This window comes from Chryseobacterium sp. 22458, from assembly GCF_052044975.1.
In the GTDB taxonomy this organism is placed as follows: domain Bacteria; phylum Bacteroidota; class Bacteroidia; order Flavobacteriales; family Weeksellaceae; genus Chryseobacterium.
In genome coordinates, this window is sequence record NZ_JBQEOA010000004.1 from 277,522 (window position 1) to 290,572 (window position 13,051).

The window sequence follows — 13,051 nt, forward strand, 5'->3', positions numbered from 1 at the left end:
CCAGTCATTTAGATGTTTATATAAAATCTGCGTAATCTGTGAAATCTGCGAGAGCAAAAAAAATTCTGATCAGCAAAAAAGATTTAGGCATTGGAAAAGATAAAAATTGTAGATTCTAAAAGACTACGTTTTATCCATTCCAATCAGGCTTTATAATTTTGATAAGGTATCCGTTTTAATCCAATTCAGAATATTAGGATAAATAATACTGTCCCTTTTCCTTTTATTGAAAAATCTGGGTACATGGCCTGTTTTTTCCATAAAGATAAACTTATGAAGAACATTCATACGGGTAAGGGCAGAATCCATCGCTAATCCCTGATGCTGATTCACCAGAAAATCATTATTTCCCTGGAATAAAAGGGTTGGCACATTGGTAATATTGGCAATCGGACTTGCTTCTTTAAAAGCTTCAGAGATATTTTTACGGTCAAACTTTGTGCCTACCACTTTCTGAAAAGTAGGAGAGGTATACTTTGAATAAAAAGAATTAAGATATTCCGGACTGTAAAAATCAGTTGGACCGCTCAATGAAATAATTTTTTTGATCTGTTCAGGATGCTGATAGCCGTAAAGCAAAGCAAGGTGTCCGCCTGCACTTTCCCCCAGAATAATATAATTGTTGGGAAGAAGTTCCGCTTTTTCCGATAAAGAATTGAATCTTTCAATGGCAGAACCGATATCATCAAGCTGCTGCTTATACGTGATTTTTTTCCGGGAAGACACCAGCCGGTAATTCATATTGATGCTAGGGATCTTATTGTTGAAAAGCATTTTCTGAATCTGGATCATATGTTCCTTTCTTCCCAGTGTCCAGGCGCCACCATGTACGATTAATACAACAGGAGTATCTTTTGTATAATCTTTTGGAAGGAAAATATCCATTTTCTGCCTTTTATGCTCTCCGTATTTAAAATTATAGATCTTCTGCTGGCCTTCAGGGCCTACCCAAACCCTGAATCTCGTATTACAGGACTGTAAAAGAAAACTGATGAGTCCCATAACGAAAAAATGATACCTGAGAATGAGCTTTTTCATAAAGTAAAAATACTGAAAATCTCATTGATAATGAAGTAATTTAGCGTCGAAAAAATAGCTAAATCTTTTCCGTAGTTTTTGATGAAAGCTCCTTTTTGATTGGGACGATATCTTTTTCACCCTTTTTGTTTTAAGAAACGTTTGTAAATAGAATTAAATATTTATTTTTGCTGAACTTAACAAAGATTAAAAAATTATTAAAATATGGCATCAGGCTTTTTTGCAATTTTAGATGATATTGCAGCATTGATGGATGATGTAGCGGTTACCAGTAAAATAGCTACACAAAAGACAGCAGGTATTTTGGGAGACGATCTGGCTGTGAATGCAGAAAAGGCTACGGGCTTTCTTTCTTCCAGGGAACTTCCGGTCTTATGGGCGATTACTAAAGGTTCGTTCATCAATAAGCTTATTATTCTTCCTATTGCATTTCTGCTCAACTGGCTGTATAAACCGGCAATTGAGATGATTCTTATTCTGGGCGGTCTGTATCTTGCCTTTGAAGGGGTGGAAAAAATCATCGAATTCCTTTTTCATCGTTCCAAAAAAGGACATGAAGTAATGGACGAAAGCAAAGAAGATGAAAACTCCGAGGTTTCTGAAAAGGCAAAAATCAATTCAGCAATCAGAACAGATTTTATTCTTTCAATCGAAATCGTCATTATTGCACTGGGAACTGTAATTCAGCAGGAGCATCCGCTTCTTACACAGATTATAACTGTTACTTTCGTTGCGTTCATAGCTACTGTGGGAGTATATGGAATCGTGGCGCTTATCGTGAGAATGGATGATGCAGGATTCAAACTGATCAAAAAAAGCCATGATAAAGGAGTAATTTCAAAACTTGGACACTTATTGGTAAAGGCACTTCCTGTCATTATCAAGATATTAGGTGTGGTGGGAACAATTGCTCTGATCCTGGTTTCAGGAGGTATCTTTGCCCACAATATCCATTATTTACATGAGCTGCTTCCAACGTGGCCGTCCATGTTAAAGGAATTTACTTTCGGAATTGTAGGTGGATTGGCTGCTGTAGCTGTATTTACCATAGGAAAAGCCATTTATTCTTTGGCTGCTAAGAAGTAGTAAGAAGTCTGAAAAACATTATAAAACCGAGCCGTATCATAAATAGTGATACGGTTTTTTTATGCCTTCTATTAAAAATCAATTGAACATCAGAGAAAGGGACTTAATAAAGAGAATATATAGATTTAATGCCTGTTTAGCTTGTATCGTCAATGGTGTAAAAGCTATATTTGCAAAAAAATAACCATGACAAAAAAATTATTCTATACAACTTTTTTAGGTTGTTCATTATTTTCAAATGCACAGACTCTCGATTCTTCTTATGGTACTTATGGATTCAATTTCTATAATCCATCCACCACTTGGGACAAGGCAGGTGATATTCTCGTAGAATCTGACAATAGTGCTGTTGTATTGGGAAATATTGGACCAGGAGCAAAAAGAGCTATTTATAAAGTAAATCCTGAAGGGAATCTGGATACTTCATTTGGAAACGCAGGAATTCAGATCACTCAAAATCAATCTTCTCATTATAAAATCATAAAATTGAACAGTGGGAAATATTTAACAATTGGGAACGCTGGTTATATGTACAGTCAGAATTTTTTTATTGAAAAATTTAATTCTGATGGAACTTTAGATACAACCTTTGGGAATGGTGGAAAAATTGCTGTCAATATGGGGTATCCGACAACTGTAGAAACTATTGACATTGCTTATAGTGCTGTTGAATTATCTGACGGGAAAATAATTATATGTGGCGGGGCTGAATATGGATATCCTAAAAGAAGAGCATGTTTATTAAAGCTGAACCAGGACGGTAGCTTTGACACATCCTTTGGTACTGATGGAAAGCTTTATTTTACCTTAAATACAGGGGTTTCCCAGGAAAGAGTAAGTGCTATGCATATTTTTGTAGCCAATAATAAGCTGATCGTTGCCGGTATAGGAAGAATTACAGATACCACAGAGGTAACCACCGGTCCTCAGGATATTTTTGTGGCGAGGTTAAATATGAGTGGAACTTATGATACAACATTTGGAACCAATGGTAAATTAATTTTTAATCTGGGAAATCCTTTTGAATTTGGAAATATGATTCAGGATACCAATGGAAATTTTTATATAACAGGTTCTGCATCCGTAAATAACATCAGTGAAACCTGGGTGGCTAAAATAAACTCAGAAGGGCAGTTTGTGAATAATTTTGGGTTGAATGGTGTCGTAAAACGTAAAGTTGTTAATATTCCAGATGCCGGGAGTGAAAAATCTAATTCTATCATTTTAGGAGATAATGGGATCTATGTGGGAGGAACATTCTACTTTACAGGAGGCTATATTGATAACGACTGGATGTATCTGACCAAATTTAATTTTGACGGAACTCCGGATCTTTCTTTTGGAACCAATGGATTATTCAGACTTCCAACTTATAACTCTTTGAGACGGCTGTCTTCAATACAATTTGATAACAATAAAAGAATCCTGATTTCAGGAGATTCGTCTCATAATGACAGACAATTTGTATTAGCAAGAATTATTTTAAATAATGAAACTTTACATACATCCGAAACCATAAAAAACCAAGTACCCGCATTCTATCCAAATCCTGCGACGGATTTTCTGTATATTGATCTGAATACTGAAAGCAGACTGGAAAACATAGCTTTATTTAGTATGGATGGAAAACTGGTTAAAGATCTGGAGTATACAAGACAGGAAGGTAAGATTAAGCTTGATCTTAAAAACTGTATACCTGGAAATTACCTGCTTCGTATGAAATACAATAAGAAAGAACAAACCATAAAGATTATAAAAAAATAATTTGAAAATATAAAGCCGGTTTTAAAGAATTAAAATCGGCTTTTGTATTTTATGAAACACTGAGATTAGTTTCTGTTATAAAAAAAGAGACCCGGAGGTCCCTCATATATTAATTGAATAAATCTTTCACTTTATCAAAAAAAGTTTTTTCCTTTCCGGACGGTTCTGCAACCATTTCGCCGCTGGACATCTGCTTTTCAAAGAACTCTTTCTGATCTTTGGTAAGCTTTTGAGGAGTCCATACATTGATGTGGATGAACATATCTCCTTTGCCATAGCTATCAATGCTAGGAAGTCCTTTTCCTGCTAATCTTAGAATTTTTCCGGATTGTGTTCCCGGATCAACGGTGATTTTTACTTTTCCGCCTACTGTAGGAATTTCTTTCTTAGTTCCTAAAGCAGCTTCAGCAAACGATACATACAATTCCTGGTGAAGATTGTCGCCTTCTCTTTTGATCGTCTGATCCACTTCCTCTTCAATGATTACCAACAGGTCACCCGGAGTTCCGCCAAACGGAGCATCATTTCCTTTTCCTCTTACATTAAGCTGGATTCCGTCTCTTGCTCCTGCCGGAATATTAATCGTAATTTCCTCTTCATCTTTCACAAGACCCTGAGCGTTTGCCCCAGCCGGAATTTTATCGGCAACTTTTCCGATTCCCTGGCAGGTTCCACAGGTTGTTTGGGTTTGCATCTGGCCGAACATCGTGTTCATTACTTTAAGCTGAACACCCGAACCGTTACAGGTAGGACATGTTTTTGAAGTAGCACCTTCTGCCATCTTCATTTTTTTTACCTTAATGGTTTTGTGAGTTCCGTTTACCATTTCCTCAAGGTTCAGCTTGATTCTGATTCTTAAATTAGAACCTTTCACCTGCTGACGGCCACCACCGCCACCGCCGAAACCTCCGAAACCACCACCGAAAATATCTCCAAACTGGCTGAAAATATCTTCCATGTTCATACCGCCTCCGAAGCCTCCGCCTCCGAAACCACCGTTTCCGCCCATTCCGGCATGCCCGAACTGGTCGTATCTGGCACGTTTCTGATCGTCGCTCAATACCTCATAGGCTTCAGCAGCTTCTTTAAATTTTTCTTCGGCCTCTTTATCTCCCGGATTTTTATCAGGGTGAAACTTGATAGCCATTTTACGGTATGCTTTCTTTATTTCGTCGGCTGATGCAGATTTGCTGATCTCAAGAACCTCGTAATAATCTCTTTTTGACATGACAATTAAATAATTGATTGTTGATAAATGATAAAAGATATTTTAAAGTTTAATAAATGAAACGTCATCAATTATCACCCATCATTTATCATTTATGAATTTTAGTTTCCTGTTACTACTTTTGCGAAACGGATCACTTTATCATTCAAAGTATACCCTGTTTCAATAACGTCTACGATTTTTCCTTTTAACTCTTCCGATGGCGCAGGAATCTGAGTAATAGCTTCATGGAAATCCACATCAAAGCTGTCACCTGCATTTACTTCCATTGCTTTTAATCCTTTTTCGGTAAGTTTATTTTTGAATTTCTGATAGATCAATTCCACCCCTTGCAGATCAGACGGATTTCCGTTCTTAGCGATCTCTTTTAAAGCTCTCTCAAAATCATCCAAAACACCCAGCATAGATACCATCATATCCTGGTTGGCATATTGGAAAAATTCCATTTTTTCTTTAGAGGTTCTTTTTTTATAATTTTCGAATTCAGCATACAATCTGATGTAACGGTCTTTTTCTTCTGCCAAAAGTTCCTCAGCAGAAGGAGTAGCTGTCACATTGTCCTGAGACGTTGCTTCATTCTGAACGTTGTTATCTTCCTGATTATTGATGCTTTCTTCGTTAATATCCTGATTTTCCATAATTCAATATTTATTTACAGAATTGTTTGACAAAGAACCTGCCAAAGGAAAAAAGAAGACATTTAGGCAGAAAAGCAGGAAATACAAATGGCCAAAATTGGGCGTATTATTTATTCGGGTTCATAGTACATCGAAAGATTGTTTTTGGTAAAATACGATATACTTACTCTCCTGTAAATGTCTGATACAGCAAATACAGATTTAAAACAATGATGATAACAGAAATGATCCATACACAAACCTTCAGAAAAGGCTTGTTGACGAATTCACCCATTTTCGCCTTGTCATTGGTAAACATAACCAACGGAACGACAGCAAAACTTAGCTGCATAGAGAGGATGACCTGGCTTAAAACCAGTAATTCAGTAGTGCCTTCTTCTCCATAGAGAATCGCTACGATCAGTGCGGGAATCACAGCAATAAGTCTTGTGATCAGTCTTCGGAGCCATGGTTTTAATCTTATATTCAGGAATCCTTCCATCACGATTTGCCCTGCAAGAGTACCGGTAAGCGTTGAGTTCTGGCCGGATGCCAATAAGGCAATTGCAAATGCGATACTCGCCATTGAAGCCCCCAGAATAGGAGTCAACATCTTATAGGCGTCATGAATATCTGCAACATGCTCATTCCCTGTGGTATGGAATGTTGCTGCCGCCAGGATAAGAATCGCTGCATTGATGAAGAATGCAAGCATCAGGGAAACCGTACTGTCTAAAGTAGCAAATTTTATTGCTTCTTTTTTTCCTTCCCTGTCACGGGTATAGTCTCTGGTCTGAACAATACTGCTGTGAAGATAAAGGTTATGAGGCATAACGGTGGCTCCCAGAATCCCTATGGCAATATAGAGCATTGCAGGGTTCTGAATAATTTCTTTTTGCGGAACCAATCCCCCAAGAATTTCATTGAATGCAGGTTGTGAAATTACAATTTCGTAGACAAAACAAGCCAGAATGATAAAAATAAGTCCGCCGACTATACTTTCTATCCACCTGAAACCTTTGGCCTGAAGCAAAAGAATGACAAGAACGTCAACGGTTGTAATCACAATTCCCCAGGTGAGCGGAATATGAAATAATAAATTTAATGCAATCGCAGAACCAATGACCTCGGCGAGATCACAGGCTGCAATGGCTATTTCACAAAATACCCAGAGAATAAAATTGGTAGTAGGACTGAAGTGATCCCTGCAGGCCTGTGCAAGATCTCTTTCTGCTACAACCCCCAGTTTCACTGATAAATGCTGTAAAACCATCGCAAAAATATTGGATATAAGTATCACTGAAAGCAATGTATACCCAAACTGCGCTCCTCCTGCAATATCCGTAGCCCAGTTCCCGGGATCCATATAACCTACTGCAATCATAAGCCCGGGGCCTGCAAATGCAAGGTACTTCCTCCAGAAATTAGCTTTTTTAGGGACTTTTATAGAAGAATAGACTTCCGATAAAGAATGGGATGTTTTATCTTTTCGCCAGGCGCTTTTTATATTGAAATTCATAAATGTTAGAAATGACTAACAAATTTAATTAAATAAATGTAAACACAAAAATCATGGGCATAAAAAATCCCGGAAATCACTTCCCGGGATACAATTTTTATTGATTCTAAAGATTATTTAGCAAATCTTACTGCCATTTTTCTGTCGGCAGCTCTTTCTGCATCAGATGCTGATGCATCTACTTTAGCAAATTTACTTCCATATCCTTCAGCTTCAAGTACCTGAGCACCAACTCCTGCTTTTACTAAAGCAGCTTTGATGTACTCAGCTCTTTCTTTGGATAGTTTTACGTTCTTAGCTTCGTCTCCTGTTTTATCAGTATAACCACCGATTTTAATTTTAGTATCAGGGAAAGCTTTAAGAATAGCTACCAGATTATCAAGCTGACCTTGAGACCCTGCTTCCAGCTCATTGGATTTTCCGATTTTGAAATTCACATGGTCGAAATCATACCATTTATCTTTCAATGCTGAATCATCTGCTGCATTTTTATAGCCGTCAGACTTCAGGAAGGCGATCATCTGGTCTTCCATACCTCCTTTGTAACCTTTTAACATGACCCCGTTAAGGTCAATATTTTCATCGGTTCTTGTAGTTGCAGGAGCAGGAGTTGCAGTTCCTGCTACAGAAGCTGTATCGGTAGTAGATCCGGTAATTGCTGAGTCAGATGTAGTTGTGGTAGTGGTAGTTGTTTCTTTTTTCTCACATTGCTTCCATAAGAAATAGGCAGCTGCAATCAATAATAAAAGCGGAAGCAACCATTTCCAGATTGAACCTCCGCCCTGATTATTATTGTTGTTATTTTCAAATTGTTCTCTTACTTCTCTTGCTCTTTCAGTCACATTTTCTCTTGCAGTGGCAACATCTTCAGCGATATTGTCTCTGGTAGTGGAAGCTACTGATGAAACAGTTTCCTTAGCCTGACCGAACCAGTTTTCAGCTCCTAATCCGAAGGAAGCCAAAGAAAGACCTGCCGGCAACAAAGAAGAGATAATACCTTTCTGATCATTCAGTAAGCTGGAAATACCTGAAGCACCCAAATTATTGTCTGCTGCATATTTTCCCACAGTGCCTACTGTAGCCCCGGTAACCAGGTTTAACAAAGAACCCGCAGAGTTGTTGCTGATTCCTGAAAAACTGGCAATGGAATTTACCAGACCGCCTATCTTATCTCCAAAAAGTGAAGACAATAAATTGGTGATAATAGGATTATTAGATGATCCACCCAATAAATTTCCTAAGATACCACTTGAAGAGGCTTTCGTAATAGCATCCACAACGCCAGGGTTGTCTGCGTTATTGGCCAATCCACCTACCACTGCAGGTAATAAGCCACCAATTGCTTTAGAAATTCCTGATTCGCTTTCGCCAAACTGTGCTGCAGCCTGTGAAACCAAAGCGGGACCTAATTGTCCTTTAATTAAATCAATGACATTTAAAGACATAATAAATTTTTTTAGATTAATGTTGAGATAAATTTAAACAAAAATCTGTCCAAATGTCACTTTTTTTTGAATTTTTCTTTAAAAATTAACGGTTTTTTTTAAAATCGTTAAAATTATCAGTACGCTTTTGCGAATAATACACGTCTCTTGGAAGGTTTTCCGGAGATTAATGATACTCCTTCTTCTACATCATCGTCCAAAGGAATACATCTGATCGTTGCTTTCGTTTCATCCTTGATCTGCTCTTCTTCTTCTGCAGTACCATCCCAGTGCGCATAGATAAAGCCTCCTTTTTCTTCAAGAATTTTCTTGAATTCTTCGTAAGAATCAACTTTGGTAATATTGTCTTTTCTGAAATTCAGAGCCTTGTTGAAGATATCCTGCTGAATTGTTTGCAGTAATTCTTCGATGTAAGAATCCAGACCTTCAATGGAACGTACTTCTTTGGTAAGATTATCTCTTCTAGCAATTTCAACAGATTTATTTTCAAGGTCTCTCGGTCCCATGGCAATTCTTACAGGAACTCCTTTCAATTCATATTCTGCAAATTTCCAGCCCGGTTTATTTTGAGTATCATTGTCAAATTTCACAGAAATTCCTTTCGCTTTCAGTTTAGCCTGAATGTCCAGAGCCACTTCACTAATCTGTGCTAATTGCTCTTCTCCTTTGAAGATCGGAACAATCACTACCTGAATTGGAGCCAGTGTAGGAGGCAATACCAACCCGAAATCATCAGAGTGCGTCATGATCAAAGCTCCCATCAAACGGGTTGAAGTTCCCCAAGAAGTTGCCCATGCGTGCTCAATTTTTCCTTCTTTGTTGGTGAATTTTACATCAAATGCTTTGGCGAAATTCTGACCTAAAAAGTGAGAAGTTCCTGCCTGAAGCGCTTTTCCATCCTGCATCAATGCTTCGATACAGTAGGTTTCATCAGCCCCTGCAAATCTCTCAGATGGTGTTTTCAATCCCTGAATAACCGGGATAGCCATAAAGTTTTCTGCAAAATCAGCATATACCTTATTCATCTTTTCTGCTTCTTCTACGGCTTCTTCTTTTGTAGCGTGAGCGGTGTGCCCTTCCTGCCATAAGAATTCTGCCGTTCTAAGGAAAAGACGGGTTCTCATTTCCCAACGGACAACGTTCGCCCATTGGTTGATCAGTATCGGTAGATCTCTGTAAGATTGAATCCAGTTTTTATAGGTATTCCAGATAATTGCCTCAGAAGTAGGACGTACAATAAGTTCTTCTTCCAGTTTGGCATCCGGGTCTACAATCAGTTTTGAAGGGTTGTCCGGATCTGTCTTTAGTCTGTAATGCGTAACTACCGCACATTCCTTTGCAAATCCTTCCGCATTTTTCTCCTCTGCCTCAAACAAGCTTTTGGGCACAAAAAGCGGGAAGTATGCGTTTACGTGACCTGTTTCCTTGAATTTCTTATCCATTTCATCACGCATTTTTTCCCAGATTGCATAGCCGTATGGTTTGATCACCATACATCCTCGCACACCTGAATTTTCAGCTAAGTCAGCTTTTACAACAAGCTCATTATACCATTTGCTGTAATCTTCGCTTCTTGAGGTTAATTTTGCCATTATTTTTTTAAATTTTTTTAACTTTTGCACATTATTGTTATCTAAAAATAAAAATCTATTTTTGATAGATTTTTTAATCAGTATTTGGTACATTTTTGGTACAGATTGCAAATATAATTTAAATTAAAAATTTTTACGTTATCATGAAAAGAAATATACATAAAAATTTGCTTGGGCTGCTAAAATCCAAAGGGGTTCTGGCAATATCAGGCGGATTATTGCTTGTGTCTTGTGGTGCTCAGATGGGAGGGTATAGCGAGACAGATGGGGTGTATTATGACCCCAACAAGGATACGCTACCTGAAGGAGTTATCATTAATGATAGCGGAAACAGAGTAGGAGAATATTATGACTACTATCAGGATTCCAATGTGATTCAGAATGCAGAGGTGAATTCTCGAGAACAGCAAAACAGATATAACGAATGGAGTGGAACCAATCCGAACTGGGGTTCCAATGCTACAGACTCTGACTGGGGACTGTATGCAGGTTCACAGACCAATTATTATGACAATTCCTGGGGATGGGGATCTCCTTGGGGCTGGTACGGTGGCTATAGCCCATATTGGGGCTGGAACCGTGGCTGGGGCTGGGGTGGAAGTCTGTCCTGGGGTTGGGGCGGTTCATTCGGATGGGGCTGGGGAGGCTCTTTCGGATGGGGTAGTCCATACTGGGGATATTCTCCTTATTGGGGAGGATATTATGATCCGTTCTGGGGCGGTTATTATGGCAGCCCATGGGGATATGGCGGCTACTGGGGTGGCAGCTATTATGCACCGGTATACAGAAGAAGTGGAGCAAGCGGAAGAGGTTTCGTGAATCCGGGAGTAGGAAATGCTGTTTACAGAACGAATACGGCTAATTCAGGATTTAGAAATAATAACGGTTTCAGAGATACCAATAACGGTGGCTTCAGAAATGGTAATTCCGGTGGTTTCAGAGACTCTAACTCAAGTGGAGGATTCAGAAACGGGAACTCAGGAGGTTTCAGACAACAGGGAAATACCGGAGGTTTTAGAAACGGTAATTCAGGAGGTTTCAGAAATACTCAGTCTAACGGAGGTTTCCGTAATTCCGTTCCTCAGTCAAGACCAGATTATCAGCAGCCATCACAGCCAAGATATAACAACGGAGGTTTCAGATCTAATGATTCCGGAGGCTTCAGATCCAGTGGAGGTTTTAACTCCGGTGGCGGAGGCTTCAGAGGAGGTTCCGGCGGCGGTGGCGGTTTCAGATCCGGTGGCGGAGGCAGAGGTGGCTTCAGGTAATTTATCAAACTAATAAACTATTAAAAAATAATGTTAAAAAAATCTTTAGTATTAATGAGTATTTCTGCTGCATTTTTTGCACAGGCTCAGGATGTTTCTATCATCAGAAATACTGTAGAGGCTTACTCAACTACTCCTATGGTGGGATCAGCCAAGTTTAATGCAATGGCCGGATCGAATGGGGCGCTAGGAGGTGATGCAAACTCTCTTCTGACCAACCCTGCTGGATTGGGAGTTGCAATTTCAGGAGAGGTTTCGGGAACTTTATCTGTTTCAGGAAATAAAAACAGCAGTTCTTTAGCGGGATCTACGCTAGATTACAGCAAAACAAGAGGTGACTTGGGAAATGCAGGAGGAATTATTGCTTTCCAGCTGATGACGGAATCTGCATGGAAGTTTATTAATATCGGGATCAACTTTTCTAATCAGTCCCTTGATAATGTAATACAGTCTCCGGGTAATAGTAATATAGTGTATTATACAGACCTTAATGATCCTACTACAGGAAGATCACTGGCAGGACACAACTACGAAAGATACGGTAATCTGTCTAAAATGAGTTTTGGGGTAGGGGCTAATTATAATCACAGTCTTTATATCGGGGCAGGACTGAACTTTTTCAATGCTTCGGTTGATCAGTATGACCGGTTATTTTACAGAACGCTTCAAACGGATAATATAGAAGAATACAGAAAGCAGGATACGCCTTTCTTTGAAAGATCTACAGGTTTTTCAGCATCCCTTGGGGTTATCGGAAAACTGAGTCCTAATTTCAGACTTGGTGCATCCCTTGAAACTCCTACATTCTGGAATATAGACAGAACGTATGATTTCTATAACGATCCTGTATATGGTGACGACAGAGGGGCTGAAAGCAGAAAGCTGACTTCACCGCTTAAAGCTACAGTGAGTGCTGCTTTTGTAGCCAGCAAAAACTTCTCTTTGAACGTAGATTATACTTTAGGACTTACAAAGCCTGATTATAAGGTATATGGAAATGCAGAAAGAGAACTGAATGACTTCTTTAAAGATAATTATAAAAATCTTTCAGAAGTGAGAGTAGGAGCGGAATACAGAGTACAGCAGTTCAGACTTAGAGGGGGATATGCTTATCAGTCAAGTCCGTTTGATGCCCTTACGATCAGCAGATTTAATGCAGACGGAGATGCAGGTGATCAGTCTTACAGCAATCTGATGCTGAATGACAGAAATACGTTATCATTAGGTATTGGTTATGATTTCAAATCATTCTATATTGATGCCTCTTATCAGAATATAACATCCAAGTATAGCAATCCTTTTATGAGAGGTTATATCGGTGAGAATTTTGATTCTGCATATTATTCCAGAACCGGAATTTTCGAAAGTGATTCTTATGCCGTAAGCGATGTTAAAAACACCAGAAACAATTTCTTCCTTACTGTAGGATGGAAATTCTAATACGAATAAGAAATTCATACAATAAAAAAGCTCCGGAAATTCCGGAGCTTTTTA

10 protein-coding genes are annotated in these 13,051 nt (G+C 38.7%); 4 read left to right on the top strand and 6 right to left on the bottom strand.

Translation table 11 applies throughout. The features are described from left to right. Positions 1-150: 150 nt before the first annotated feature. Positions 151-1,038 (bottom strand): alpha/beta fold hydrolase, encoded by an 888-nt coding sequence (locus tag ACTJJF_RS15635; RefSeq protein WP_440700233.1) that lies wholly within the window; start codon positions 1,036-1,038, stop codon positions 151-153. A 204-nt stretch (positions 1,039-1,242) separates the two neighbouring features. Here ACTJJF_RS15635 and ACTJJF_RS15640 point away from each other — a divergent pair, with 204 nt between their 5' ends. Both ACTJJF_RS15640 and ACTJJF_RS15645 read left to right on the top strand, forming a co-directional pair. Continuing rightward, the gene (locus tag ACTJJF_RS15640; protein WP_312299846.1) at positions 1,243-2,124 is read left to right on the top strand and encodes a DUF808 domain-containing protein; all 882 of its coding nucleotides are present in this window, start codon (positions 1,243-1,245) and stop codon (positions 2,122-2,124) included. A gap of 186 nt (positions 2,125-2,310) precedes the next feature. Continuing rightward, positions 2,311-3,888 (top strand): T9SS type A sorting domain-containing protein, encoded by a 1,578-nt coding sequence (locus ACTJJF_RS15645; RefSeq protein ID WP_440700234.1) that lies wholly within the window; start codon positions 2,311-2,313, stop codon positions 3,886-3,888. Between the two features lie 109 nt (positions 3,889-3,997). On the opposite strand, the gene dnaJ is transcribed toward ACTJJF_RS15645, so the two are convergent. The 5 genes from dnaJ to proS form a co-directional block, all read right to left on the bottom strand. After that, positions 3,998-5,116 carry a molecular chaperone DnaJ gene (gene dnaJ, locus ACTJJF_RS15650; RefSeq protein WP_312299842.1) on the bottom strand — a complete coding sequence of 373 codons (1,119 nt, stop codon included), beginning with the start codon at positions 5,114-5,116 and terminating at the stop codon, positions 3,998-4,000. Positions 5,117-5,217: 101 nt separating this feature from the next. After that, positions 5,218-5,754: a nucleotide exchange factor GrpE gene (locus ACTJJF_RS15655; RefSeq protein WP_312299840.1), complete on the bottom strand. Its 537-nt coding sequence runs from the start codon at positions 5,752-5,754 to the stop codon at positions 5,218-5,220. A gap of 163 nt (positions 5,755-5,917) precedes the next feature. After that, a complete protein-coding gene (locus tag ACTJJF_RS15660; RefSeq protein ID WP_312299838.1) occupies positions 5,918-7,252 on the bottom strand; it encodes an Nramp family divalent metal transporter in 1,335 nt (444 codons plus the stop codon). Positions 7,253-7,365: 113 nt separating this feature from the next. Continuing rightward, complete coding sequence (locus tag ACTJJF_RS15665) at positions 7,366-8,697, bottom strand: DUF937 domain-containing protein (protein WP_440700235.1); 1,332 nt, start codon at positions 8,695-8,697, stop codon at positions 7,366-7,368. A gap of 116 nt (positions 8,698-8,813) precedes the next feature. After that, entirely contained in the window at positions 8,814-10,289 is a 1,476-nt protein-coding gene (proS, locus tag ACTJJF_RS15670) for a proline--tRNA ligase (protein WP_440700236.1), read from the bottom strand. 143 nt (positions 10,290-10,432) lie between these two features. Between proS and ACTJJF_RS15675 the strand changes: the two genes are divergently transcribed. Both ACTJJF_RS15675 and ACTJJF_RS15680 read left to right on the top strand, forming a co-directional pair. Beyond that, entirely contained in the window at positions 10,433-11,557 is a 1,125-nt protein-coding gene (locus tag ACTJJF_RS15675; RefSeq protein WP_440700237.1) for a prolyl-tRNA synthetase, read from the top strand. Between the two features lie 54 nt (positions 11,558-11,611). Further along, entirely contained in the window at positions 11,612-12,997 is a 1,386-nt protein-coding gene (locus ACTJJF_RS15680; protein ID WP_440700238.1) for an OmpP1/FadL family transporter, read from the top strand. Positions 12,998-13,051 lie beyond the last annotated feature (54 nt).